Origin of the sequence: Flavobacterium zubiriense, assembly GCF_041729725.1 — a bacterium.
GTDB lineage: Bacteria > Bacteroidota > Bacteroidia > Flavobacteriales > Flavobacteriaceae > Flavobacterium > Flavobacterium zubiriense.
Genome location: NZ_JBCFQL010000008.1, coordinates 133,862 through 159,157, shown reverse-complemented (window position 1 = coordinate 159,157; position 25,296 = coordinate 133,862). Strand labels below are relative to the sequence as shown.

The 25,296-nt window shown below is 32.2% G+C and carries 26 protein-coding genes; 1 reads left to right on the top strand and 25 read right to left on the bottom strand.

Going from position 1 to position 25,296, the window contains the following annotated elements; translation table 11 throughout:
• Nucleotides 1-302: 302 nt before the first annotated feature.
• The 18 genes from AAGV28_RS09075 to AAGV28_RS08990 form a co-directional block, all read right to left on the bottom strand.
• A complete protein-coding gene (locus tag AAGV28_RS09075; protein ID WP_373406503.1) occupies nt 303-1,391 on the bottom strand; it encodes a glycosyltransferase in 1,089 nt (362 codons plus the stop codon).
• Nucleotides 1,388-2,551 carry a glycosyltransferase family 4 protein gene (locus tag AAGV28_RS09070; protein WP_373406502.1) on the bottom strand — a complete coding sequence of 388 codons (1,164 nt, stop codon included), beginning with the start codon at nt 2,549-2,551 and terminating at the stop codon, nt 1,388-1,390. The genes AAGV28_RS09075 and AAGV28_RS09070 overlap by 4 nt, the downstream gene beginning before the upstream one ends.
• A gap of 2 nt (nt 2,552-2,553) precedes the next feature.
• On the bottom strand, nt 2,554-3,747 hold the full coding sequence (locus AAGV28_RS09065) for a glycosyltransferase family 4 protein (protein ID WP_373406501.1): 1,194 nt from the start codon (nt 3,745-3,747) through the stop codon (nt 2,554-2,556).
• Nucleotides 3,748-3,766: 19 nt separating this feature from the next.
• Nucleotides 3,767-5,068, bottom strand: coding sequence for a hypothetical protein (locus AAGV28_RS09060; protein ID WP_373406500.1), 1,302 nt, complete (start codon nt 5,066-5,068; stop codon nt 3,767-3,769).
• Nucleotides 5,065-6,231: a glycosyltransferase family 4 protein gene (locus AAGV28_RS09055; RefSeq protein ID WP_373406499.1), complete on the bottom strand. Its 1,167-nt coding sequence runs from the start codon at nt 6,229-6,231 to the stop codon at nt 5,065-5,067. Before AAGV28_RS09055 ends, AAGV28_RS09060 begins: the two co-directional genes overlap by 4 nt.
• Nucleotides 6,231-7,247, bottom strand: coding sequence for a glycosyltransferase family 4 protein (locus AAGV28_RS09050; protein WP_373406498.1), 1,017 nt, complete (start codon nt 7,245-7,247; stop codon nt 6,231-6,233). Before AAGV28_RS09050 ends, AAGV28_RS09055 begins: the two co-directional genes overlap by 1 nt.
• Nucleotides 7,244-8,320: an acyltransferase family protein gene (locus AAGV28_RS09045; RefSeq protein ID WP_373406497.1), complete on the bottom strand. Its 1,077-nt coding sequence runs from the start codon at nt 8,318-8,320 to the stop codon at nt 7,244-7,246. The genes AAGV28_RS09050 and AAGV28_RS09045 overlap by 4 nt, the downstream gene beginning before the upstream one ends.
• Before the next feature lie 7 nt (nt 8,321-8,327).
• Nucleotides 8,328-9,413 carry a glycosyltransferase family protein gene (locus AAGV28_RS09040; RefSeq protein WP_373406496.1) on the bottom strand — a complete coding sequence of 362 codons (1,086 nt, stop codon included), beginning with the start codon at nt 9,411-9,413 and terminating at the stop codon, nt 8,328-8,330.
• A gap of 21 nt (nt 9,414-9,434) precedes the next feature.
• Nucleotides 9,435-10,406, bottom strand: coding sequence for a hypothetical protein (locus AAGV28_RS09035; RefSeq protein WP_373406495.1), 972 nt, complete (start codon nt 10,404-10,406; stop codon nt 9,435-9,437).
• A 3-nt stretch (nt 10,407-10,409) separates the two neighbouring features.
• Entirely contained in the window at nt 10,410-11,429 is a 1,020-nt protein-coding gene (locus AAGV28_RS09030) for an alpha-mannosyltransferase (RefSeq protein WP_373406494.1), read from the bottom strand.
• A 64-nt stretch (nt 11,430-11,493) separates the two neighbouring features.
• Complete coding sequence (locus tag AAGV28_RS09025; protein ID WP_373406493.1) at nt 11,494-11,976, bottom strand: acyltransferase; 483 nt, start codon at nt 11,974-11,976, stop codon at nt 11,494-11,496.
• A 273-nt stretch (nt 11,977-12,249) separates the two neighbouring features.
• Entirely contained in the window at nt 12,250-13,317 is a 1,068-nt protein-coding gene (locus AAGV28_RS09020; protein WP_373406492.1) for a glycosyltransferase family 4 protein, read from the bottom strand.
• Between the two features lie 237 nt (nt 13,318-13,554).
• Nucleotides 13,555-14,853: an MATE family efflux transporter gene (locus AAGV28_RS09015; RefSeq protein WP_373406491.1), complete on the bottom strand. Its 1,299-nt coding sequence runs from the start codon at nt 14,851-14,853 to the stop codon at nt 13,555-13,557.
• 18 nt (nt 14,854-14,871) lie between these two features.
• The gene (locus AAGV28_RS09010) at nt 14,872-16,317 is read right to left on the bottom strand and encodes a UDP-glucose 6-dehydrogenase (protein WP_373406490.1); all 1,446 of its coding nucleotides are present in this window, start codon (nt 16,315-16,317) and stop codon (nt 14,872-14,874) included.
• A gap of 53 nt (nt 16,318-16,370) precedes the next feature.
• On the bottom strand, nt 16,371-17,495 hold the full coding sequence (gene gmd / locus AAGV28_RS09005) for a GDP-mannose 4,6-dehydratase (RefSeq protein ID WP_373406489.1): 1,125 nt from the start codon (nt 17,493-17,495) through the stop codon (nt 16,371-16,373).
• A gap of 104 nt (nt 17,496-17,599) precedes the next feature.
• Complete coding sequence (locus AAGV28_RS09000) at nt 17,600-18,553, bottom strand: GDP-L-fucose synthase family protein (protein ID WP_373406488.1); 954 nt, start codon at nt 18,551-18,553, stop codon at nt 17,600-17,602.
• Between the two features lie 28 nt (nt 18,554-18,581).
• Entirely contained in the window at nt 18,582-19,586 is a 1,005-nt protein-coding gene (locus AAGV28_RS08995; protein WP_373406487.1) for a mannose-1-phosphate guanylyltransferase, read from the bottom strand.
• Nucleotides 19,586-20,011: an adenylyltransferase/cytidyltransferase family protein gene (locus AAGV28_RS08990; protein WP_373406486.1), complete on the bottom strand. Its 426-nt coding sequence runs from the start codon at nt 20,009-20,011 to the stop codon at nt 19,586-19,588. Before AAGV28_RS08990 ends, AAGV28_RS08995 begins: the two co-directional genes overlap by 1 nt.
• 565 nt (nt 20,012-20,576) lie before the next feature.
• Between AAGV28_RS08990 and AAGV28_RS08985 the strand changes: the two genes are divergently transcribed.
• On the top strand, nt 20,577-21,044 hold the full coding sequence (locus AAGV28_RS08985; RefSeq protein WP_373406485.1) for a UpxY family transcription antiterminator: 468 nt from the start codon (nt 20,577-20,579) through the stop codon (nt 21,042-21,044).
• A gap of 577 nt (nt 21,045-21,621) precedes the next feature.
• Here the strand turns inward: AAGV28_RS08985 and AAGV28_RS08980 are convergent.
• The 7 genes from AAGV28_RS08980 to AAGV28_RS08950 all read right to left on the bottom strand — a co-directional run bounded on the left by AAGV28_RS08980 (nt 21,622) and on the right by AAGV28_RS08950 (nt 24,987).
• On the bottom strand, nt 21,622-21,831 hold the full coding sequence (locus AAGV28_RS08980; RefSeq protein ID WP_373406484.1) for a helix-turn-helix transcriptional regulator: 210 nt from the start codon (nt 21,829-21,831) through the stop codon (nt 21,622-21,624).
• Nucleotides 21,832-21,960: 129 nt separating this feature from the next.
• Nucleotides 21,961-22,200 (bottom strand): helix-turn-helix domain-containing protein, encoded by a 240-nt coding sequence (locus tag AAGV28_RS08975; protein ID WP_373406483.1) that lies wholly within the window; start codon nt 22,198-22,200, stop codon nt 21,961-21,963.
• A gap of 824 nt (nt 22,201-23,024) precedes the next feature.
• Entirely contained in the window at nt 23,025-23,585 is a 561-nt protein-coding gene (locus AAGV28_RS08970; protein ID WP_373406482.1) for a helix-turn-helix domain-containing protein, read from the bottom strand.
• Between the two features lie 47 nt (nt 23,586-23,632).
• The gene (locus tag AAGV28_RS08965) at nt 23,633-23,974 is read right to left on the bottom strand and encodes a cupin domain-containing protein (RefSeq protein WP_373406481.1); all 342 of its coding nucleotides are present in this window, start codon (nt 23,972-23,974) and stop codon (nt 23,633-23,635) included.
• 240 nt (nt 23,975-24,214) lie between these two features.
• Nucleotides 24,215-24,586 carry a YchJ family protein gene (locus tag AAGV28_RS08960; protein WP_373406480.1) on the bottom strand — a complete coding sequence of 124 codons (372 nt, stop codon included), beginning with the start codon at nt 24,584-24,586 and terminating at the stop codon, nt 24,215-24,217.
• A 5-nt stretch (nt 24,587-24,591) separates the two neighbouring features.
• Complete coding sequence (locus tag AAGV28_RS08955) at nt 24,592-24,822, bottom strand: hypothetical protein (protein ID WP_373406479.1); 231 nt, start codon at nt 24,820-24,822, stop codon at nt 24,592-24,594.
• 12 nt (nt 24,823-24,834) lie between these two features.
• Entirely contained in the window at nt 24,835-24,987 is a 153-nt protein-coding gene (locus AAGV28_RS08950) for a hypothetical protein (RefSeq protein WP_373406478.1), read from the bottom strand.
• Nucleotides 24,988-25,296 lie beyond the last annotated feature (309 nt).

Below are 25,296 nucleotides of genomic sequence, written 5' to 3'. Positions count from 1 at the left end.
AAAAACAACGCTTTGTGATTTATTTGAAAAAAAACAAGCATAGTAAGTAGTGATTGTACTCTTGCAACTGTAATATTGTAGATTGAATTTCAAAGCAAACGCATGAGTTTTATTTTTGCTACGAATAATACTAATTCATTTATCCGCCTTTGCTAATTCGCGTAATTAATGACATCTCAATTTGTGTTATTTGGTGCAACCTGCCTGTCGGCAGACAGGTTCGTGGCTGATTTTTTGTATCTGAAATTAATAGGTTTGCCCTACAGTGAATTCTGTATCGAATCCAGTATTAACCAATTATTTTAAACAGGTACTTTTAGCAGTTTTTTATACAAATCGTTTATCAAATGAACTACCGCTTTGATATCATATTTTTCTGCCACTAGTTTTCGTCCTTGATTTCCCATAACTTTTAAAACCTCATCTGATGTATGGAAAGCTTTTTCTAAGGCTTTTTCTAAATTAGTAACCGATAAATCAATCCACCAGCCACATTGATAAGTTTCTAAATCTTCCCAAGGAGTTCCTTTGGTAGTGATTACAGGGATTCCTATCGCTAGGGCTTCGGTAATCACAATTCCAAAATTCTCACTGTAAGTAGGTAGAACCATTACATCGGCAGAACGTAAAAAATCCCATTTTTCTTCTCCATACTTTGCACCAACAAACCAAACGTTTTCTAGGTCATTTGCATTCTGGATTAGTTTTTTTACATAAGATGGCTCTCCATTTCCTGCAATTTCTAGAGTCCAACCATTAGTATCACTATTACGCCAAGCATCTAATAATAATTCGATCCCTTTTTTAGGATGAATTCGTGATAAAAAAACCATTTTTCTAGTTCCATATTGTTCTTTGCTTTTTATTATTTCGCTCAAGTCAATCCCATTAGGTATGATACAAATAGGGTTGTTGAATCCTAAAGCTTGAATATTTGTAGCCTCCATTTGAGCAGTAGCATGGATATAGGAAGCCTTTTGGATTATTTTTTTTTGATATAAAAACAAGGCTATTTTTTTCTTAAAAGGATTTTGCGCTAAAATCCAGGGTTCCAGCATACCATGAGGCGAAACAACTACCTTAATCCCTAATGTTTGAGCCTTATATTGAAAGGCCCAATTTTGAGGACTCCAAATGCCATTAATATGTACAATGTCTGGTTTTTCACTATCCAAGAATAGATAGAATTCTTGTAACATAGAAAACCATCTTATAATATTAGTATTAAAAAATTTAATTTTTACCCCAGTAATCTCTATTGGGTCTGATGAAATTCTTGTGGCTACTATTAAATCAATATGATTTTTTAACTCCGAACTTAATAATCGTATGTACTGCGTTGTTCCTCCTTCTGTTTTATCAATTCCAGCAATAAAATGGATTACTTTCATACAATTAATTTAATTTCTTTATACATCGCTTCAATGGCATTTAAAGAATATTCTTTAGTGAATTTTTGAGACTGCTTAAAAGATTTTTGAATTGCCAATGTGCGTTGAAAGGTGTTTAGTGAAAGTACCTTTTCTAACATTTTAGCCGAATCCTCTTTCCATTGTTGCCAGTGTTTACTATCAGTCGGTTTTGGGTCAATATAAAAAGCGGTTGCTCCACCTACTTCATTCATAGGAGCTTTATTGGTAGTTATTACTGGGCATCCTGATGCCATTGCTTCAATAATGGGCCAACCAAAACCTTCATCTAAAGAAGGAAACAACAAACAGTTTGCACCAGAATAAGCATTATTGATATAATCATCCGATAAATCAGTAATAAAATGAATATCGTCTTTGAAAGGTGATTTCTGACGGAGGTAATTCAGTTCATCCGATGGCACTGAACCTATCAAGACCAAGTGCTTTTTTGTATTATAAGTGCTTCTCCAGGTTTCGTATATTTCTATTACCCCTTTTCGGTTTTTATAATACTGATTTCCTCCTATGTGCATGATATATCCCTTAGACAAGGTGATATTTAACTTTGTTTTTAATACACTACGAGAAGCTATACGAGGCAAGGAGAAAAAAGGACGACTCAAACCATTGTAACAAACTACGGAACTTACAATTTTTCCTTTATGGAATTCATGCAAATCTTGTTGTGTTTTTTTAGAAATAGATATAAAATATTTCCCTTTTGAAAAACCACTCCTAATATAATTTTGATACACCTTACCTGTAAAGGATATTGGATTTTCTGGAATAGTTCCCAATGCCGATTTCAAAGCCAAAAAATCATGACAATGCACCACATGGTCTCTATTTTTTACTAAAGGCACCCAAGGACCTAGTGCTTGATCCGCAAATACAAAAAGAGTTTCTCTGGAGCAATGGCGCAGTTTGAATTTTACCTCTATTGGAAATAAAAGATACTGATCAATATATCCTAACCATTTTTTGAATGATTTTAAAGGCAGCTTATAAAAACGAGCTTTAGGAGTCCAAACAACTACCTCGTGTCCTCTTTCTTGCATTCCACTCAACAGCATATTCGCATAACGGGGCATACTTTGAGAACCTAAAAAATCAGGATGGGTAAATAGAACTATACGCATTGTTATTTATTTTTTTTAATTCTTTTAATCAAATCCGTAAGGCATTCTCCATGCGCTCTTTTTTGAAAATCTCTGGAAATTTTCACCGAATAATTACTAAATGTTTTGTGTAAGGCTTTATCTTCGATCAACTTTATAACCTTGATGGACATTTCTTCAATATTAGCAAACTCATATACATATCCATTTTTTCCTTCTTGAACATCATCATTTTCTCCATAACTCCCACATCGATCACTTAATACAACGGGCAATCCCATAAAAATGGCTTCGCTAATGGCTAAGGAATGCGGTTCAATTCGGGCTGGATGCAAATACAAATCGCTTGCTGCATAATATTTAGGTAAATCTATTGGATCTACAAAACCAGCAAAATGCACCACATTCGATTTTAACTTGGCCGCTTCAAATTTTAATTCTTCTAAAGTGGTACCTGTTCCTAAAATAATGACATGTGCTTTTTTAGCTTTCCTTTCTAGGTTTTGTAATAAATCAATCAGATGCGATTGATTTTTCCATTCTACTAATTTACCAACTACACTGATGACAAACATGTCCTGAGGAATTCCAAATTTTTCCCGAATGGTTTTTCTATGCAATTCTTTTTCATCATATACCTTAGTGTACACCTCTATGTCAATAGGATAGTGCATCCTGATAAATGATTTCGAATTGACCCCATACAATTTGTAATAATCCTCATTGGCATTACCAACGGTAAAAAAGTAATCTATCTTTTTAAAATACCATCTTAAAGCAAAAAACTTAGCCAAATTCTTGTACCTTTTTCGGTGCTGTCTATTTTCTGCATCTGTAATATAAACAAGTGGAATGGCTTTGCTATTGGCCCATTTATGGCAGGCTCTCTGAAATTTTTGAAAGTAGCCATACGTTATAATTGCATCAGGTTGAAAAGTTTCTAATTCGTTTTCAAGAGTTGGAGCTTCTAGATTTTTATCTGAAGGTAAAACTTGATCACCATTCAAGAATACATGTTTAAACTCCTCTATTCGCAAATTATTCCATACGATTTCATTTCCAAAATTGGCATCAAAATAACGTTTGTAACCCAACATAGAGGCAAAAAACACCTTAACATTAGCATTGGGAATCTTACTCAAACTGATGTATTGCGGGCAAAAATGCTGAATAGGATGTGATACTACAATAGCAATATTTAAATTATTTTTTTTCATTCTTTAGATAGTTATCGTATTATAGTTGAGAATCATATTCGTCAAATTTTTGGATACAAATTAATGCCCCAAAACAAATCCAAAAATAAATGGCTATTGGAGGTTGTATGGTCAATGTTCCTATTAAACCTTGTACAAGAATGTAGGCAAATAGAAAAGCCCCAGCACTGTAAAAATTATTGTCTTTTATGGAAAGTAAAATTCTAAATGAAGTAAAAATCACAAACAATCGAAATCCATACCAAATCACGATTAAATAGAGACCTCCTTCCCAAACAATGGTACTGAAATCTGTTTCTGTCCAAAAACCAGCATTCCGAATTGATGCCGCATAAGAACTAATTTTATCTGAACCATTTGTCATTACCCCCAAACCATGTCCTAGAAATGAACTACTTTTAAGTTGGATAAAAGGCTCTAGAACCCTATCTAAGATCCCTTCATTTTTATTACCACTACTTCGTTCTGTATACGCTGCAAAATATTCTGGTTTCCAAATTTGAATTAGAGGAAAAACAAACAAGAAAATCAGGATAGGTATAATTGTTTTTTTTAAGGCAAAAAAAGGATTGTTTAATCCAATACAAATAAATCCGATTATTATGATTGATACAATACCTAATACTGCCGATCTTCCGCCTGTATTAAACCCACCTATCATCAATAGTAATAATACTCCCAGTTGAATAAATAAAAACAATAGAGAACTTTTTTTATTCTTGATGTTGATAAAGAAAAAAGCTAAAAAAAGGGCACAAGCAAAAACTAAAAAAAAAGAATATTGGGCTGTAAAAGAAAAGGTTGAACTAATTCTTAATAGACCAGCTGATGAAAAAGCTTCTAAAGAACCTCCTCCTACTGACCTATTCAACCAATGTGTAGCTGGTAAATTTAATTGCAAAACTCCTGTTAGAACTGTAACAACAATTAATGTTGCAAAAAGATTTGAAAAAAAGCCAAATCTATTTTTATAATTTGCCGGAAAGGCTATTGTCATTAAAATAGCCATAACAAAATACAATAGATATAATTTCCCTCCCCAAACCAATAATATGGGGTCTATAAATAAATTATAAAGCAGTAATGGATACATAAAAATAATTACTGCCTTGAAAAAATTAGCTGTTTTTTTAGAAATAACTGAAAGTTTTGTTTGTACAAAAAAATACAATCCAACAATACACAGTAAATCCTTTAAAAAAAAGATTCCAATACCCAAAACAGGTAGCGCTTTTCTCAAAACTCCTTCAAAAACAAGTACTACCAGCAAAACATATATTAATTTTCTAGCCTTTGCTTCCTGGTTTGTTATACTATTCAATTGTTTTTATTTTTTAAGAAGACCGTTTCTAATTTTTCACAGAGAATGATTCCAGTTGTATCCCAACCGTTCATACTTGCCGCTTTACTCAAAGCTGCCAATTTCATTTTATCTAACAATTTATTATCTGATGAAAGCAATTTTAATTTTTCATGAATCGCTGTAGCATCTCTTATAGGCACAATAAAACCTTCAATTCCTTCAGTAATCAAATCAATACCACCCGAATTTGTGGTTGTAATTAGAGGCAATCCATAGGACAATGCCTCTCCTAAAACTAAACCATAACCATCTTCAATGGTAGGCAAACAAAAAACATCTGCCCACTGGTATATCTTTTCTAATTGAGTTCCTTTTAATATTCCTGTAAACTCAATATCATCTGTTATTTCTATGCCTTCGATACCAGAAATTTGATCCACAGGTCCTACTATAATCAACTTTTTATTAGGTGTTTCCAGTTTTTTAAACGCTTCAATCAAATACCGAATTCCTTTTCGTACGGATATGGAACCTACATAAAGCACATTGAAAGTAGTGTGCGCTTTTCCTTCAGTATTGGCTTCATGAACCGGAATTGTATAGCCATAAGGAACTTTCAACAATTTTTCTTCTGGAAAACCTTTGGCCAAAAAGCTTTGTTTAACAAATTCCGAAGGAAGCAAAATATAATCTGCGGCAGCATATTCCTTTAATCTACGTTCTTTATCCTTTTTATGAAATGGCTTCCAAGGAAGATTTAAACTCTCATGTTCTTCCCTTAATAGGTCTTCTTGATATTCGACATGCGAATTAACAACTTCAACAACCGTTATTTTTCCCATTTTATTAGCATAATTGCAACTTGACAATCCATTGCCGTTGTAGAATACAAAAACATCCGCCCTTTTTAAAAACTTTTTACAGGCAAAATCTTGTTCGATTTTTGCCAAATATGCTAGATAATTGCTCGTTTTTTTAGATGCCCTAATTTTTAGACTTAATAAATAAATGGTTTGAAGAATATCTGCACGATACAATTTTTGCTTTAGTTCTGTTATTTTAGCCCTGGGACTCAAACGTGGAAAACCGCTAACAAATACTAGTAAAAAGTTGGCTTTATTTAAACTAGAAGCATATCGGTAATGATGGGCTCTATTAGGCGCTGTATAAATAACTTTCATTATTTTAAGGTGTCTAAAATAATGTCAAAATAGCGCTGACTCACTTTTTTTTCAGTATGCAAACTCAAATGTGCTTGCGCATACGCTAATAAGTTTGTTTGTTGTTCCTTATTTTCTAAAAGCTGAATTGTGGATTGAATTAAAGATAAAAGCGAATTTCTTTCAAACACTACTCCTGCTTTTCCTACTGCATCAGGCAGGCCTCCGCCGTCAGAAACAATAGGAATACAACCACAAGCCATACCTTCTAGCGCAACAATACCAAAGGGCTCTTCCCAACGGGACGGCACTAATAAATAACGATGCTCATTTAATTCCTTAGCGATAGCTTCTGCTTGTAAAAAACCCAAAAAACGAATCTGATTAGTTAAATTATAAGTGGCAGCTAATTTTCTAAGCTTTTTCATTTCAGGACCATCACCAATAATCGTTAAAGAATATTGATTTACATTGAAATTATTCAACTCATTTAATAAGTCAATACACATATCCGCTCCTTTATCAGATACTAAGCGCCCTACAAATACAAAGTCATACTTTTTATTTACAGCTTGTTGTAGAAAATTATTAGAATCATAAGGGTTTCCTATTACTATGGCTTTATTATAAATGAAGGTTTTAATTTTACTACTACAGGCTGTCACTACATTGTAATCACTTAATATCTGCTTTTTTAATTTTTGCTGAAACGTTATTTTCTCGTTTGGAGCACCTATCCAGGTTTGTAAGCCAACTATTTTAGGTTTACGCATTAAAAGATTAGGCCAAGTCATGCTTAAACAAGGATTGTTTTCGAATACCACATCACACCAACTTAACAAATTAGTAATTTCTTTAACTGATGGATTTCTAACAACTTGAAACGGAAATAACTGACTCCCAATTTCTTTAGTTCGCGTAACTACAATTACAGAAACATCTTGTCGATTATAAAAATTATTAGCCAACATCAATGAGATGCTTTCAATACCACCAATATTAGGGTAAAACGAATGACTGAATAAGAGAATCTTCATATTGAATTAGAGTTATATTTTTGTAAAACGAGTTTAGTTGGTCTAAGCTCTTTTGGTCTTTTATTAGTTAAAGGAGTTTCGAAATAAACAAATAACCATTTCGAAACCAGAATAGTGAGTATAAAACCTAAAATCTTAACAGATAATTTCATGAACAAACTACTGTTTAAGCTATCTGTCAAGTAATACAAAGTAAATAGTATAGGAATGTGACTCAGATAAATAGAGTACGACCACAAACTTAAATTTGTAATAGCACTTCTTATAAAAATGAACTTGTTTTCCGGAAATTTTAGTCGCTCTATTTTAGGAAGCATTAATGAAAAGGATAAAGGAATCAAGAAAAAAAGTAAAATATTTTCACTATAATCCTTATTGGAAAATAGCATTAACCCTAAACTTAAAATGAATAGCAATACACCTAATAAGGCTAAAGCATTTATTTTTTTCTCATTACAATTTAGTATGATAACTGCAACTAATACTCCTGACGTAATTGAATCCAGCCTTCCTAATGCTACCATCCTTAGATTATGGATTCCAGTTGCTAAAAGATAATTTTTAATTATAAAACACGATCCGTAAAATAGTAGAATGGTAAAACAAAATGAATTTATATTTTTGAAACCTAATTTTCTAAATACAAAAATTGGAATGGGAAATAACAAATAGAACCACTCTTCTACGCACAAACTCCAGGAGATACCATAAAAAAAACTTGATTCTTTTAATAAATTTTGACCAAAATAGAAATACTCTTTAATTACATTCCATTCTATAAAATCCTTTTTTATATAAATATGAAATAGTAGCATTAAAAATAAAAACAAAAAATAATTGGGTAAAGTTCGAAACCATCTCCTTTGCCAAAAATTAAATACAATCTTGAAAGAAGTATCATTATTAAAAACTCTCCACATAATTTGTCCCAAAAGGTAACCACTTAGAGCAAAAAAGAATTCTACTCCAAAAAAGCCTAAAACATCAATTTTTTTAAAAAAATGAGATAATAAAACTAAAACTATCGCTAATGCCCGGGCAAAATCTAAACCAAAAATTCTTTGTTGTTGCATTTAAAAATTAACTGTGAATCGACTTTAAGAACACATCACACACATTGCTTAATCTATTTGTCTCTGTTTCAGGCGTTGTAATTAATCTTAGGTTTCCCTTTTTGTAATGAATAATATCATCAAATGAAACCGAAACATCTTCCTTATCAACCCAAGGTTTAGCCACACTTATGATGTTCAATCGATGTTCGCGCATGGCAGCTAAAACACCACTTTTATCTGAAATTTTGTAAGGAGTAGAAGAAATTCCATAGTCGCCATTCATCAATACTTGTGATATTTTTTCTTCACTTGCTGAACCTAATACTTCATATTGAATAGCATACTTATCTAAAATAGTAATCCAAGTACTCAGCATTGCACCATGACGACCTACAAAAATAAATATGGTTTCTTGATTGAGGTACTGCATTTCTTTTTTTAAATCTATTACAAGATCTTCAAAAGGAGCCTTGTCATGAATTGTGGCAAAGACTACAAATACAAGCGATTCTGGATCTCTAGTCTTCGACGCAGTCACAGAGATATTTCCAAACAGCGGTAAATAATATGATGGTATCGCTATTTTAGATAAATAATGCTGATATATTTTAGATTGAGTATGCACCACTTGAGGGGCAATACTTTTTTTTAATTTTCGAATTAGTATTTTTTGCAAAAACCCGACACATTTTTTTTTAAATGCTGCTTCTCGCTCTATTCCTATCCATAATTCATGAAACATTAAATGCCACTGATGTGTTCCTTTGAGTTTGTTTAAAAAACCAGGCAACCAAAACGGCAAGCCTTTAGGATGAAAACTGTAAGGGACAAATTGGAGACTAATCCAATCGACAGGGGCGGCATTCAAAATTTCCTGAGTCCAAGCCTGCTGTTGATTATAAGAACTGCCAATGGGAATCCTACTCACAATAACAGGACTACCTTCGATAAATTGATTTTCTGTAAAAAAACAGCTAGCGTGTTTATCACACAGAGAAAGAATCTGAGCCTGATGACCTCTTCTTAATAGTTCTCCACATAAACGTCGGATATAATCGCCCACACCATCTTTACCCGGTTCAGCTGAGCCGCAAATGAAGAGAATATTCATGTTATTTTGTGTAATAAAAATTTAAACTTTATAAAACCTTCCTAGAAACTTACTAATCTTTATGGCAATTATTTTTTTAGTTTTTTCGCCTTTAGTATGGGCGAAAATAGGATGAACGGCGTACTGCCAATACCATTCATCAACAACTTTTGGTGATCTACCCTGCAATGCTTTTTGCAAAAAATTTACATTCCAAGGTTTATTACTTCCCAATGCATGATACATGGTTACTTTACCTGGACCAAATCCCATGCCTTCTTTGCCAATGTAACTAACAATGCCATTGTAGGCCTCAACAGTAGCGTTTAGCGCATCTTGATCTGATTTGTCAAAAATCTGGAATCCTTCCATTTTTAATATGGTCGAATTGTACGTTTGCTTTGAAAAAATGGATTTATCAAGACCACCTATTGCGTCTCCCATATTCTCTTGTAGCTTCTTCCATAAACTCAAAAAAGAAATATCTTTTTTAAGAAGTCCGACAAAACCACCATTAGCATAGATTTGGTTTTTGTATTGCAAATCAATATTGTAATTTTTAAAATAGTTTTTCCATCCTTGTCTGCGGGGATGAAATTCCTGCATAGGAGAATTAACATCTTCGCAAAGTGCTACACCACACTTAGCCCATTGTTCAAAACAAGACCAAGAATCATGAACAACAATATCCGGGTCAAAATAAAATAGTGCTGCTGCTTCTTTTGCCAGACCTTCCCATAATTCCAGCATAAAATCAGGCTTGAAATTAGTTAAACTATAATTAGTCATTAGAGGCAAAAAAACAAGTTGCATTCCTTCAACAGGTTTTAAAATAATGGCTTCTTTCCATTTACCAATGGACTCTTTTTTCCCTTTTAATGCCCAATTGGGTAATGCTCCACGATAGCCAACATAGATGGTTCCTCGAAAACCTTGTTTATAAAGTGAGTTAGAAAGTGTAGCAACACCATAATGGTAATTGCCCTCAAAAAGAGTACAAATTGCTGAAATCATTTTTTATTTGTTGGTTGTCATTTTTTTACTAACTAAATATCTTTGAACTCGCTTAATTTGTTTCTTTATATGAGTCACACAGAATAAATCAGCGCTTAGTATTTTAAATAAAAGCAGTTTTCGATTTTCATCCGGTTGATTTGAAAACAGTAATTCATCAATGGGTTCAGAACCTAATATTCCTCTGCCTGAGTAATGTAAATGACTTATAAATACTTTATCTGTCTGTGCTGAAGATGGCTGCTTATATTTATTTTTATTTTCTTCAGACAAACTAGCATACCAGGTTTTAAATGAAGCTATTTTTTGTGCTTCACAACTTTGAATAGCCTGAATTAAATCCAAACTATTTTTATAATCTCCAGACCAGCTGCTCAACCAATTGTGGGGAGGCTTGCATAAATTAAGTAGTTTCCAGTCTCCAAGTAAAGCTGCAATGTGCAATAAGGCTTGGTCATGTTTTTTTGGGATTTCAGGATTTTGATTAAACCAATTTACGGCGGCATTTATATCCTTAATCATTTTTGGATTTTTTTTCACCAGCATGTGTCCTGCTGTAATAGCTGAATTTAAACTGTCCTTCCCAAAAATTTCTTCTATTTTGTGAGGTTGTAAATAATTAAAAATTCCAAAAGTGGTGTACTCCTTATCGGCATGGACCAAGTCAACTCCTTCTGTAAACTCAAACATGCGTTCCCAATTCATCAAAGCAACAATATCATTGTCAGCATAAATAAATTCATCCCAGTCTGAGAACCAAGCTAAAAAACGATACAAATACCCCATTGGACAATCTGTTAAAACGGTTCTTAAATTATTAACAAAAGCTATAGCTTCCTCTGAAAAATCAGCTACCGTTAAAAATTCAACCTCCTCCAGAATGTATTTAGAGTTTACGGGTTCTCCTCCAAAGTGAATCAATCGAATAGGCAAATTACAAGCACTTTTTCGAATGGAATAAATTAAATTTTCACATTGCAACTGGCTTTTTAAGTTTGCCACTAAAACAATACCTTTTTTCATTTTATTACTTTTAAATCGTGGTGGTAATGCTCTTCTTATAAAGTGCAAATTGCTGTTTTCTATTTTATATTCTTTTTTTTATAAAACGTGCGGGTACTCCTGCCCAAACCTCATATTCTGGTATGGATTTATTTACTACTGATCCAGCTCCAATTATGGCTCCTTTACCAATTGTAATTCCTTGTAAAAGGACGGAAGATGTTCCAATCCATACATCATCTTCTATGGTTATTTTACCAGTTGTTAAGGGTTGGTTTTTTATTATTGTGTGTTTTGCATATTCATGGCCTGTATCATTAAATGTGGTGTTACTGGCTATAAAACAGTCATTGCCTATTGTTATTTCTGTACTACATACAAACTCGCAGCAACGGCCAATAAATACTCTGTCTCCAATAGTTATTGTACAGTCGTTATTAAAAGGAGAACCAATCCTAAAATCAACATTATTTTGAATATCACAATCACTTCCAATGAATAAATTATTAGGCCATTCGCATGAAATATTCCCCAAACGAGTTCCTTTTTTAACCTGTAGTCCCCTCATTTCAAAAAATAAAATTCGGAATTTATTGGAAAAATAATTTAATTTATTAAACAGCAACCCTATTTTAGTTGGATACATAAGTTGGTATATATTTAATGATAGAATTCAAAAAAATCGTAAATACTATTAGAGCCTGTTTAAAATTTATTAAAATTAATTTCCCTATTCCGCCGTGTCGGGTGTAATTTTGATGAATTTTTAAGAAATTTTCCACCCGCCGCGGCGGGATGAGGAAAAAGAAAATTTATTAAAAAAAATAAATTTAAACAGGCTCTACTCCTTTAAAACCGATTTTTTTCTTAAATCTCCTAGAATTGCTTTGTAAACCGTTACGTGCTGTTTAGCAATGACATTCCAATCCAACTGTTCTAATGCAAAATTCCGCTGTTTCACCGCAACACTATTTCTAAAATCAGAATCATTATAATACTTTGTAAAAAGGGCACTCATGGCTTTAAAGTCATTTCTTTCAATCACCTCAAATACTTCTCCTCCTCCATAAGATCGTATTCCTCCTATGTCTGTGGTTACAACTGGTAATCCTGTTGCAATGGCCTGAACAATTGCTGTATTAGCACCAGAATCAATCATGGGCATTAACAGTAAATAACTAGTTTGATAAAATTCCAGTAGTTCTTCATCACTTAAGCCTCCGTGAAAAAAGACCTTATCTGAATTAACAATTGGTGCCAATGCATCGATGTTTCTAAACGCTACAGGAATAATAAAATGAAACTCTAATTCTTTTCCAAAATCACTCTCTAAAAGCAAATCATATACTTTTATAAACATATCAAAATCACGTAGAAAATGCCCCACAAACAGAATTTTATTCTTTTTAACCAATGTTGAAAAACCTGGTTTAAAAAAATCAATATCGACCCCGTGTTTTATAACATGGATTTTTTCTCGAGAAATGTATTTACTAAATTCATCTACCTCTTCTCCATACAAAAGGATGGCGTTTTCTAAATAATTCAATTTCTGAAGCCACTCTTCACTCCATTGACTTATGGGTAAATGAATAGTAGCTACTATTTTTTTTTGCTTTTTTTGTACTAGAGGCAAAATATGAAGATGGCTTTCCATGTAAAGGATATGGGAAATATTATTCTTAGACATCTTGTTCGCAAAACTGAATTCTGCAAAAATTTCTGAAGGGCTGGTTTCATTCCATTTCTCATATTTTTGAATCAATTTACCAAAAGCCTTTTGAAAAAAATGCGAATTGGAACTGGTGATTTTTAAACTCACACTTTTAGGAAAATATTCGGTTAAGCATTCATAACCCGAGAATTTTCCAAACCAACCTATCTTATTACTGAGAATATTTAATTTCATGTTTTGTACTTAAATTATTTTGACTATCCGTTACTAATACCAACCAGGAATTTTGTTGGTTTATAAAAAAAATAAAGTTATTTTCTCTTGAACCATTTAGAAATTAAGGTTCATTAAGGATAAAAACTTAATTTTCTTAATTTCTTAATGGTTTAAAAAAATATAATAATTTTTTGGTCTGCTTAGCGGACAGTCATTTATATTATTTATTATCCGATTTGAAACTGGGAAAGTATTTTAACTATTTTTTTTTAACTTATACAGATTGTAAAAAGCAAAACCAATATTGACCAAAAAAGAATAAGCTGCTAAAAACAGATTATAATACAATGCCCCCAAAAGAGTAGTTAATTTAAAAAAAAGAGCACCTAAAATAATCCCAAATGCACCCAATGGTATTCCAATAATAGGATTGAATGCCCAACCTCTGCAATTGTATAATGAAAAAACAATTCCTGTCATCAATCCGATGCAACTTCCTACAACGCTTAAAAGCAATTCAAAAGGCAATCCTTTATAAGCATCACCAAGAAGCCAGAGAATTGGAGTTGGAAATAAATAAACTACCACGACCACTGCACTTAAGGGAACAACTAATATTCCCATAATTTGGATAAAACGTTGCGATAAAAGATTTTTATCCAAGGCCAATTTAGCAAAACGAGGAATGATTAAAGTGGTGATGATAACACTAAATAGTGAAAGCAACATATTTAATCTTCCCAAAGCTCCCAGTTGTGCTATAGAATTAGTATTTCCAAAAAAAGAAATTAACCAAATGGTAATTTGTCCCGATACACAATAGTAAATAGACGTTGGCATGATCCGTTTTACTAAACTTAAAATTTCAATACGGATTTCCTTATCGGGCTGTTGGTTCTTGTCTGCTAAATTATAACCTATTTTACTCAACTGAACATTACCCCAAATACGAGGCAAACCTGCCGCTAAAATGGCTATAAATGCCCAGGGAAATATAAACATTGTCAATCCAGTTAATACTAAGCGTCCTAAACCAACACCCACTTGGTTTTTTTGTAGTGGAAGTATCGTTTGATGTAATTTAGGTACGATTTCCAATAATGAATCGGATAAAGCTGCATAAAATGCAGGAATTAAGGCTATTGCTATAAGCAAGGTTGTTACTACACTCGCTCCGTTGTGTAATAAGAGATAACATAAAATAGGTATGGAAACCAATAAACTTGCAATTCCAAATTTTTTTCTTAAATCCAAACCTGTCGCTAAAACAGCACCTAATTTTTCTTTATCCTGCCACACCTTTCCTCCTTGAGCCATCACTCCAGTAGAAATTCCGCTATCAGCTAATACCGTCATGGTACCTAACATGGTATTCGCCAAGGTATAAAAAGCATATTCCTGAACGGGCAACAAGCGTATGATGAGAATCCCGCAAACAAATCCAACGGCCTGCACAATAATTTGGGCACTTCCTGTAATAGAAATCAATTTCCCCCAACCAACAACTGTATCGTACTGAGGATGTTGTCTTAATTTTATTAAAGTATCTTTCAAAAAACGGAAATAATAAAGTTAAAAAATAGATGTTTTTTCCAACTGAAATGAATTCACTTTTCCAATTCCTTTGATTTCGAAACCAATTTCTTTTAATTTTTCATCATCCAAAATATTACGTCCATCAAAAACAAATGCTGGCTGGTACATATTTTGATAAATTTCTTCCCAATCATAGCTTTTAAATTCATCCCATTCCGTCAAAACAGCAATGGCATGTGCCTGATCGAGCGCTTCCATAGGAGATTGATAAACAAATATTTGTTTTAATTTAGAAGTAATTCTTTGCTCTGTTAGTCCTTTTAACTCCCATAAATAACGCATGTCAGCCATAATTTTTGACTCCGAAACTTTAGGGTCGTAGATATGAATATCGGCACCGTCTTCAATCAGGTGTTCCGCTACATAAATAGCAGCCGACTCGCGGGTATCATTGGTATCCTTCTTAAAGGCCCAACCCAAAAAGGCGATTTTTTTTCCGCTAACAGTATTAAATAGTGTAGTAATAATGTTTTTTGCAAAACGATATTTTTGGTAATCGTTCAAAATAATTACTTGCTCCCAATAATTAGCGACTTCAGGCAAATTAAAATAACGACACAAATACACCAGATTTAAAATGTCTTTTTGAAAACAAGATCCACCAAAACCTACCGAGGCTTTGAGAAATTTAGATCCTATTCGACTATCAGTCCCAATGGCATTGGCCACTTCATCAACATCAGCTTCGGTAGCTTCACACAAAGCAGACAAAGCATTGATTGATGAAATGCGTTGTGCTAAAAATGCGTTCGCTGTTAATTTAGATAACTCCGATGACCATACATTGGTAGTTAAAATCTGTTTTGGTGACAACCAATGTGCATAAATATCAACCAAAGATTGAATTGCTCTTTGACCACTTTCCGTTTGGTTTCCACCAATTAAAACACGATCCGCATTAAATAAATCATTAATAGCAGTTCCTTCGGCCAAAAACTCTGGATTAGAAAGTACTTCAAATTTGACACCATTTCCTGTTCGATCTAAAATAGTCTGCAAGGTTTCGGCTGTTCGTACGGGTAAAGTCGATTTTTCGACAATAATTTTATCATTCTTCGCTATTTGGGCAATTTGGCGAGCACACAACTCAACAAATTTGAGATCAGCCGCCATCCCTTTTCCTTCACCATAAGTTTTAGTTGGCGTATTTACGGCTATAAAAATCATGTCCGCAGCATCTATTGCACTTTCTACATCTGTAGAAAAAAACAAATTCCGACCTCTAGCTTCACGAATCACTTCGGCAAGTCCGGGTTCATAAACAGGTAAATTATCTAAATCTTCGTCATTCCATGCGGCAATGCGCACTTGATTTAAATCGACAACAGTTACTTTAATTTCTGGACATTTCAAGGCAATAACCGACATTGTTGGACCACCTACATAGCCAGCACCTAAACAACAAATATTTTTGATTTTCATTTTAATGATTTTTTAAAAAAGTAGAAAATGTAATGTTGGAACTCCTTTTTCAACTATTCGAAATAATTCAAAGTAGCATAACCACCCTCTTTCAAATATTGATCTTTACACATCAGCGTTAAATCCGATTGCATCATATCTTTCACTAATGCTGCTAAGTCGTATTGGCATTCCCAACCCAATTTCGTTTTGGCTTTAGTAGGATCACCTATTAGCAAATCTACTTCTGTAGGTCTAAAATATTTGGCATCAACAGCTAATACTTCTTTACCTATTAAAACCTGATAATCTGGATTGTTACAGGTTTTTACATAGCCTTTCTCATCTACACCTTCACCTATAAATTCTAATTCAATACCTACTTCGGCAAAACTCATCCGTACAAATTCACGAACTGGAGTGGTTGTTCCTGTAGCAATTACCCAATCTTCGGGTTCGTCAGCTTGCAAAATCATCCACATCATGCGGATGTAATCTTTAGCATGACCCCAGTCGCGTTTTGCATCCAGATTTCCTAAATACAATTTGTCTTGTAATCCTAAGGCAATTCTTGAAGTCGCTCTGGTAATTTTTCGTGTTACAAAAGTTTCTCCACGAATGGGTGACTCATGATTAAACAAAATCCCGTTGCAAGCATACATACCATAAGCTTCTCTGTAATTTACAGTAATCCAAAAAGCGTACATCTTAGCCACAGCATACGGCGAACGTGGATAAAAAGGAGTAGTTTCTGACTGAGGTACTTCTTGTACTTTGCCATACAACTCTGAAGTTGATGCCTGATAAATACGAGTCTTTTTTTCTAATCCTAAAAAACGAATTGCTTCCAAAAGTCGTAAGGTTCCTAATCCATCCGCATTTCCTGTATATTCCGGAGTTTCAAATGAAACAGCTACGTGACTCATGGCCGCCAAATTGTAAATTTCATCAGGCTTGATTTCTTGAATCAAACGAGTCAAATTAGTACTATCGGTCATGTCTCCATAATGTAAAATGAAGTTCCTGTTTTCTACGTGAGGGTCTTGATACAAATGATCAATTCGATCTGTATTAAATGAAGAAGTACGTCTTTTTAATCCGTGAACGATATAGCCTTTTTTTAATAAAAATTCACTTAAGTAAGCTCCGTCCTGACCAGTTACTCCTGTAATGAAGGCTGTTTTTTGTAATGAAATCATGTTGTAATTATTAGGCACAAAGGCATTGTGGCGCAAAGTCGCAAAAGAGATAAAGTCCTAAGTGGAAAGAACTTTGAAGAGAACTAGATTGCTGAGGCAACCAATTAATAATTTTTTTGTTTGAAATTTTGGATGTTTTCCAAAAACCAAGTGTAGGTTTTTTGAATTCCGTCTTCTAAATTCACCTGATGTTTCCATCCGATGGCATTCATTTTAGACACATTCATTAATTTTCGTGGTGTTCCATCAGGTTTAGTATCGTCCCAGATGATTTCTCCAGTATGTCCTACTATTTTTTGAACCATTGCAGCTAATTCCTTGATGGATAAATCTTGTCCTGTTCCCACATTATACAAATAATCAGGAAGTTGGTTTTCTAAAGCAAAAACTACAGCTGCAGCCATATCATCTACAAATAAAAATTCTCGTAAAGGAGTTCCCGTTCCCCAAAGCACTACTACGGCATTATTATTTTGTTTGGCTTCATGAAATTTGCGAATCATAGCCGGCAAAACATGAGAACTGTTCAAATCAAAATTATCATGTGTACCGTATAAATTGGTTGGCATTAAACTCACAAAATCTTTTTCAAATTGCTTGCGTATGGCTTCACAGGCTTTTACACCACTAATTTTTGCCAAAGCATACCATTCGTTCGTGGGTTCTAAAGGAGCTGTTAGCAAATATTCTTCCTTTAATGGCTGAGGTGCTAGTTTAGGATAAATACACGAACTTCCCAAAAAAATAAACTTCTCAACTGCCGACCGATGGGCTATATCAATAAGGTTGTTTTGTATTTGCATATTTTCCATCAAGAATTGATACGGAAAATTTTTGTTAGCTAAGATACCTCCCACCTTAGCCGCAGCATCGATAATAACGTCTGGTTTTGTTTTTTGGATAAAATCCATCACTGCTTTTTGATTTCTCAAATCCAAGTCTTTACTAGAAGCGCCCACCAAATTTGTATAGCCTTTTGCATTCAAAGTTCTCCAAATAGCATTACCCACCATTCCTTTGTGACCCGCTATGTATATTATGGAATTTTTGTAAATCATGTGATTCTTACTGTTTAAAAATATTCATTTATAATAAAGGGGACTCTAATAATTCTAATTGTTGATAGACCTGTTTTACCTCTTGAGAATTTTCTTTTTTTAAAATCAATAAAGCATCATCGGTGTGTATCAACAAACAGTTTTTGAGCCCTACAAAAGAGGTATGAATAGCAGTACCTATTACAATATTTCCAGAAATATCTGTGGGATGTCCTTTAAGAACTAAGTAATCATACACCGATTCAAACGAACCTAAATCAGACCACTCAAAATGAGTGGGGACCACTTTAATATTAGTACTTCGTTCCATTACCGCAAAATCAACACTGATAGAAGGAATTCTAAGTGACAGTTCATAATCCAGAAAACCGTTTTTATTGGCTTCCCAAGCTAGTTTTGCAGCGGTATATACTTCTGGTTCTTGTTTTTCTAATTCGGCTAAAAAAGCACCTGATTTAAAACAAAAAAGTCCGCTGTTCCAAAAATAATTTCCTTTATCAAGGTACGAAGTTGCTGTTTCTAAATTGGGTTTTTCATGAAAAGCAATAACGTTTTCATTATCAAATTCAATATAGCCATATCCTGTTTCTGCTTTAGTTGGCTTAACGCCAAAGGTGACCAGAAAATTTTGATTAGCTAATACAATTGCTTGTTTTAAGGCAGTATCATACATTGTACTTCCCTCTATAACATGATCTGACGGTGTAACTAATAAAACGTCATCCCATTCAGATGCAAATGCTGCAAACGCAATAGCTGCAGCAGTATTTCGCGGAATGGCTTCTACAATATGAGTAAAGTTTTTGTCCATTTTAGACATAATCTTATTACTCATTTTATAATTTTCAATATTACCAACAACAATTATTTTATTGGATATATTTTCATTGCGAGCCACTACTTTTTCAAAAAGGGATTGTCCATCAAAAAGCTCCAGGTATTGTTTAGGTTGGCTTTTTCGGGAAAGAGGCCACAATCGACTACCTATTCCACCACTTAAAACAACATGAGTTAGAGTGTTATTAAGTTCCATTACTTTTGGCTTGAAAGTTCTTTTTTAAATACTTCCTGACGTAGACTCGTACTCGAAAAACGGTGATCTCTAGTATTAAAGTACAAGAAGATGCCCTTTTCCTCACAATATGTTCTTCCCGTGAAATCTTTTTCTTTATACTCATCGCCCACAATTCTCAAATCAATTGCAAAGGATTTTAAAATATCCTCTAAATCTTGTTCAGTAGCGTAAGGAACTATTTCGTCAACAAATTTACAGCCCTTTAGTTGTATGTAACGTTCTACAACAGATTGTGTGGGTTTGTTTTTTGTTGGTCTGTCTAAAGTTGGATCTGTTTGTAAGCCCACAATTAAATAATCACATTTTTGTTTTGCTTCTTCAAGCATTTTAATGTGTCCTGCATGTAACAAATCAAAGGCGCTAAAGGTGATTCCTGTTTTCATATGTTTAATGTTTAAAATTAAAATACCGTGTTTTTTGTACTATAAAATAGTTCTGATAAAGTATTGGGTACCTATATAGTATGATATCAATTTTTTTGGAAATTGAATAGGGGTACCCCGTGAATAGTTACATTTTAACTACTCAAAAAGAAAAAAATAAATGCTGTATCAATTAAAAAATCTGAATTTATAACTTCTACAAATTGATTCCTATTGCAGAATAAAAACTCCTGAAAAGAATCAATATTACCATTGATAATTAAGGACAAAATTAACTCAGCGATGAAGTTTAAAAACCCTATTTTGGTTGTTAAAAATCCTTAATCAGGAAAAAAAAATATAATATCAACAAGTAAATGATAAGGATAGAAATTAATTTTATGATATTGAAACTTAGTTAAAAAAAACAATAAAAATCTTAAGATTAAAAAAACAACTAACTAATAATCAAACCCCTAAAAACAACATAATATAAAGCTGACGGAGCAATACAATTACAAAAAAAACAAGAACTAAATTGAAATTATCTAAAAGTATATCCTAATAAAATTAAAAAATATAGACAATGAAATGGTACGTAGTATACACAAAACCCAAATGGGAGAAAAGAGCAACTGAACAATTAACCCGATTGGGTGTACATTGTTATTGTCCTATGATAAAAAAAATAGTAGAACGATCGGATAGAAAAAAAAAGATTGAAGTACCATTATTCAATAACTATATGTTTGTACAGTTAGCCGAAAAAGATAGAAATAAAGTTTTCCTATCTCCAGGTGTAGTAAGGTATTTATTTTGGTTAGGAAAACACGCTATTGTAAAAGACAAAGAAATTGAGATTATAAAAGAATGGCTGGATGTGGGGGATACTGCTACAGAAATTTCAGTAATGCAATATCAAATTGGACAGAAGATAAAGTTACATTCTGGCCCTTTTTGTGAACAAAATGCAATTATCCAAGACATTACTAAAACGCATTATGTTTTAATTTTAGAATCTATAGGTTATGTTTTAAAAGTAAAACACCAATAAAAATCAATACAGAGTTTTAACTAATATTTTCATTACCAGTTAATTGGGGTGAAATAATGTTATTTATTTTGACCAAATAAGTCAATAAGTTACTTATCTTACTCTAGTTTCTTAATTAATAATAAATTAGACCACATCAGGAATTGCGGTAATTTTATATGACAATACATTATTCTTATTACTTATAATAAAAACTCTTTATTATTTTTTTAATCTTTTTAGATTTAATTCCTCGAAGCTCTGCTTCATTTTTTATTTTCTCATCACAGAGCTGTCTGCCGAAAGGCAGCTTACACAGATTTTTTTGTTTGTGTAAATTTGGGTGTAACATGAAACACCTCGAGGACTCAGTTCCAATGTCTTTAAGTTAAGGATAGAAAGATAATTTGATTGCAGATGTGCGAGACTGGTAAAATCGAGGGATTTTTATTTACTAAAACAAAAATCTGAAATCAGCAATCGTTAATCTTTAATCAAAAACCCCCTTAGCTTAATGACATTGGGCTCTACACGAGTTAGTTTAGTATAAAACCAAAAGATTTTATCCTTTTTAAGCAGCAAAAAAAAAGTGAAATATTTAATAATCTAATTTAAATATTTCACTTTTTTTGACACCTAAAATCTTGACTAGTTTGTCCAGTTTAGACATTTTTAGATCGACACTTCCTTTTTCAATTTGTAAATATTTCTTAACACTCATTTCCATTTGGATAGCCATATAATCTGCACTATGCTTTTTTTGCTCTCGAAACTGTCTAATATTGTTATAGATATTTTTTGCAACCATAATCATGCTTATTAAATTATTGTTTCACCTTATCAAACTCTGTAGGTTCATTGAAGAAACTTGCTACATAAAAAGAAGATTTAGATTTATATTATTACACAAACCTTTACTTAATTTGTTCTTTAAACACTATTGTGCTTTAGTATCGTTGAAAAAGATAGAAACATCAAATTTGAAAATAAATTCTATAGAAACATCTAAAACCTTTGAGATTTCAATTAGTTTTGATACAGTCAAATCAACATCACCCCGTTCAATTTTTCCATATCCACTCATACTCATTTTCAGTTCTTCTGCGACATATTCTCTAGTTAAATTTTTTAATTCTCTTATTTTCCTGATGTTTATATATACATTAGATTTAATCATAACCAAAATTTAAATAATTAATAATGAGATTTAATTCCCCCAAAAAAAGGCTCTAGTATTAACTAAATTTTAACAAGATAAAAGTAAGTTTTTGCTACTTATTTTTGCTTATTAAAAGTGCTATTTATTCCTTAACTAGGACAATTTGGTTTATTTAAGGTATTAAATGTGTTTTTTTAACAAATCTTACTTTAGTATTTATGTTATTTGAATTAGAAACTTTCAACTGAAGTACAAAAAATCAAAAAAAAATATTCTGAATAAAACAGATAAAAAAATGCGATTTAAGCATTAAATAACATTACCCATCAACTAATTATTGTTAGAAAAACAACAAAAATATTCATGAAAAAAACCTCAAAAATGTATTTTTAACAAAACTTTATCGATTTTACCAATTATAATCTAAATTATACCGTCTTGTCCAGTTTAAAAAAATAATCCGTTTAATGGATCTTTAAATCCGATTAAAAGCTATTTTTTTAAAATTCATGAAATCTGGTGTTGATTTTTAGTTGGCTTAAATAATTTTTTGAAAATTTATAAGTAATAAACTTAAAAAATCACATAAGTCTTCCAGCATGATCTGGATTTAAGAAATTGTCTTTCTAAGGATTAAAATTTGCGTAATCCTGACATTTCTTAAATTGATCACAATAAAATGAAGTCTCATTTTAATTGAGTTCATATCGAACCACTAATTAAAGTGATTACTTACCATAATTTAGTATATAATTTTTAAAAAAACATACAACTTTATATAGTCAAAAGTAGCGCTATTTAACTAAAAGCTGTTGTACAATAACGTATTTATGTTGTACAATTCAGATATTTTCAAGTGTGATTCTTTTCTTATCTTTAAGTTGTTTAAAGTAACTAGGAGTAAGACCAGTTACTTTTTTAAATTGGCGGGATAAGTGCGCCACACTGCTGTAATTTAGCATGTATGATATTTGAGTAAGATTCAATTCATCATACAAAAGCAGTTCTTTAACACGCTCAATTTTATGAGCAATGATAAAATGTTCAATTGTAATTCCTTTTACTTCCGAGAAAATTTTTGATAAGTAAGTGTAATCAATTCCTAATTTTTCGCTAATGTAATCTGAATAATTTACTTTAGGAAGTTCATCAGTATAATGAACCATTTCGATGATAACATTTTTTATTTTTTCAATTAAAATCGCTTTTTTATCATCAATCAATTCTAAACCAGAATACAAAAGACCAACTTGTAGTTTTTCACGCTGTTCTTCTGTTAAATCTCCAATAATATCTACTGTACCTAAGTCCACAATAAAGTAGTTTAGATTTAGTTTGTCTAATTCCCCTTTCACTACCATTTTACAGCGAATGCTTACCATGTATTTGATGTAGAGTCTCATAATTATTAACTAAAATTAAACAATCAAATACCTAATAGAAGTTTGGGTTAGTCTTCGTAACCAGATTTGATGATGGTGGAAATCATTTTAAATTGCACATTGGCGTTAAAACAATGAGTAGAATGAGCAGGAATAACAATTCCTTGTCCTAAGGTAAGTTTATGAGTTTGCTCATTTATAATTATTTCAGCCGTACCATCAATAATTTGAATGTAATTATCAAAAGGCGATGTTTTTTCGGCTAACTCTTCACCTGCATCAAAAGAAGATGCCGTTATATTGCCGGTAGTTTTCTTGATTATAGTTTTGCTCAAAATAGCATTAGGGATATATTGAATAATTTCAACAATAATGTGAGATTTTTCTTTTTCGATTTCGTAAGTTTCCATATCAGTTTAGAATCTTATCTTTAATCAAAATTCACAATAAGCAGTTGTTTTGAAAATAATATTCAACACAAATGTCGGTTAATAAATCGGTTTACTGGGGTTAATTTAACAAAAGAATAATAAATAATAGTAATCAGGTTTTTCTGCATCATTAAACCTTATTACACTAGTTACAAAGACTTGTGGAAAAAAAACACTAAATCCCTAAATTCAAACCAGTTAACAACAAAAAAAATATCTTTAGTAATAATCTCCATCTACGTAATACCAAATATGGTCTTCGAGAACAAAGGTGGAAAATTCATGGTGAACGTGTGGCAATTTATTTTGGTCTAAATAATAGGCTTTAAATTCCACCGTAGTTGGAGTAGCTTTTAGCACTTCTAATTTTTGCCATTGATTGCTGGTTGCCCATAACAAAATGTCTTCTTTAGAATACAAGGCTCGTTGTGATGTATGAGTTGTTTTTAGTAAATAATCGGCTTGATGTGTTGCATAAGCTGCATATCGAGAACGCATCAAAGCTTCGGCTGTTGGTGCGTTCATAATTCCTTTTAAATAAGGTTCACAACAATCTTTAAATAATTTTTGAGAATTACAATAACATTCCATATTTGTTATACGTGTCCATTAAGTGCCACAATTTTTTGGTGTAATTGATTTAATAAAACTTGGTATTTACTAATTTCAATCAAGTCCTCATCGTCCTCAGATGTGTCTAACAAATCATCTAATTTTTCACTCACCTCTATTAGTTTATTATTTGCTTCTTTAGCATTTTTGGCAGCAATTAAATCGATAATTTCTTGAACTTCGATTTTTAATGTAGCGTACTTATCCTTTTCCATTTGGGATTTTTTTTAATTATTAGCGTCTTGATTATCCTCGTTAAACTTTTTTACAATTTCTTTCCGCTTTTCTTTTCTAAGCATTTCGGCTTGTTTTGCCTTAGCTTGCGTTTTGTGTAACTTGTCATTGTGTTTTTTTATATTCTTATCATTATTTCTTCCCATAATCCCTTTATTTAATTAAGTATAACAACACATCAAGTTTTGTAAGAGCAAACACATAAATTTTATTTTCTTCTTCGGATTAGTATTAATAGTAATGATTCTAAAATTACCCACATAATTTTTAATCCTCCTTTGGCAAATTCGTGTAATATTATAACATCCCAATTTGTGTTATTTCGTAAAATTACTTCTACTATTTACTATTATTCGAATCCTATCTGTTTTTTTCTGAAATAGCAGTGTTTTCCCTTGCCGGTTTTAAAAAAACCAAATTTAATCCAGTTGTGTAAATTTATTAAGTAATGAAAA

Coding starts and splice junctions, on each gene's coding strand:
- AAGV28_RS08965 (WP_373406481.1), bottom strand. CDS start 23,974: ATGGAAACTTACGAAATCGAAAAAGAAAAATCTCACATTATTGTTGAA.
- AAGV28_RS08950 (WP_373406478.1), bottom strand. CDS start 24,987: ATGGGAAGAAATAATGATAAGAATATAAAAAAACACAATGACAAGTTA.
- AAGV28_RS08995 (WP_373406487.1), bottom strand. CDS start 19,586: ATGGAACTTAATAACACTCTAACTCATGTTGTTTTAAGTGGTGGAATA.
- gmd (WP_373406489.1), bottom strand. CDS start 17,495: ATGATTTCATTACAAAAAACAGCCTTCATTACAGGAGTAACTGGTCAG.
- AAGV28_RS09000 (WP_373406488.1), bottom strand. CDS start 18,553: ATGATTTACAAAAATTCCATAATATACATAGCGGGTCACAAAGGAATG.
- AAGV28_RS09025 (WP_373406493.1), bottom strand. CDS start 11,976: ATGAGGGGACTACAGGTTAAAAAAGGAACTCGTTTGGGGAATATTTCA.
- AAGV28_RS09040 (WP_373406496.1), bottom strand. CDS start 9,413: ATGAATATTCTCTTCATTTGCGGCTCAGCTGAACCGGGTAAAGATGGT.
- AAGV28_RS08980 (WP_373406484.1), bottom strand. CDS start 21,831: ATGGTTGCAAAAAATATCTATAACAATATTAGACAGTTTCGAGAGCAA.
- AAGV28_RS08955 (WP_373406479.1), bottom strand. CDS start 24,822: ATGGAAAAGGATAAGTACGCTACATTAAAAATCGAAGTTCAAGAAATT.
- AAGV28_RS09050 (WP_373406498.1), bottom strand. CDS start 7,247: ATGAAGATTCTCTTATTCAGTCATTCGTTTTACCCTAATATTGGTGGT.
- AAGV28_RS08960 (WP_373406480.1), bottom strand. CDS start 24,586: ATGGAATGTTATTGTAATTCTCAAAAATTATTTAAAGATTGTTGTGAA.
- AAGV28_RS09020 (WP_373406492.1), bottom strand. CDS start 13,317: ATGAAATTAAATATTCTCAGTAATAAGATAGGTTGGTTTGGAAAATTC.
- AAGV28_RS09045 (WP_373406497.1), bottom strand. CDS start 8,320: ATGCAACAACAAAGAATTTTTGGTTTAGATTTTGCCCGGGCATTAGCG.
- AAGV28_RS09030 (WP_373406494.1), bottom strand. CDS start 11,429: ATGAAAAAAGGTATTGTTTTAGTGGCAAACTTAAAAAGCCAGTTGCAA.
- AAGV28_RS09070 (WP_373406502.1), bottom strand. CDS start 2,551: ATGCGTATAGTTCTATTTACCCATCCTGATTTTTTAGGTTCTCAAAGT.
- AAGV28_RS08970 (WP_373406482.1), bottom strand. CDS start 23,585: ATGAGACTCTACATCAAATACATGGTAAGCATTCGCTGTAAAATGGTA.
- AAGV28_RS09035 (WP_373406495.1), bottom strand. CDS start 10,406: ATGATTTCAGCAATTTGTACTCTTTTTGAGGGCAATTACCATTATGGT.
- AAGV28_RS09010 (WP_373406490.1), bottom strand. CDS start 16,317: ATGAAAATCAAAAATATTTGTTGTTTAGGTGCTGGCTATGTAGGTGGT.
- AAGV28_RS08985 (WP_373406485.1), top strand. CDS start 20,577: ATGAAATGGTACGTAGTATACACAAAACCCAAATGGGAGAAAAGAGCA.
- AAGV28_RS08975 (WP_373406483.1), bottom strand. CDS start 22,200: ATGATTAAATCTAATGTATATATAAACATCAGGAAAATAAGAGAATTA.
- AAGV28_RS09055 (WP_373406499.1), bottom strand. CDS start 6,231: ATGAAAGTTATTTATACAGCGCCTAATAGAGCCCATCATTACCGATAT.
- AAGV28_RS09075 (WP_373406503.1), bottom strand. CDS start 1,391: ATGAAAGTAATCCATTTTATTGCTGGAATTGATAAAACAGAAGGAGGA.
- AAGV28_RS08990 (WP_373406486.1), bottom strand. CDS start 20,011: ATGAAAACAGGAATCACCTTTAGCGCCTTTGATTTGTTACATGCAGGA.
- AAGV28_RS09065 (WP_373406501.1), bottom strand. CDS start 3,747: ATGAAAAAAAATAATTTAAATATTGCTATTGTAGTATCACATCCTATT.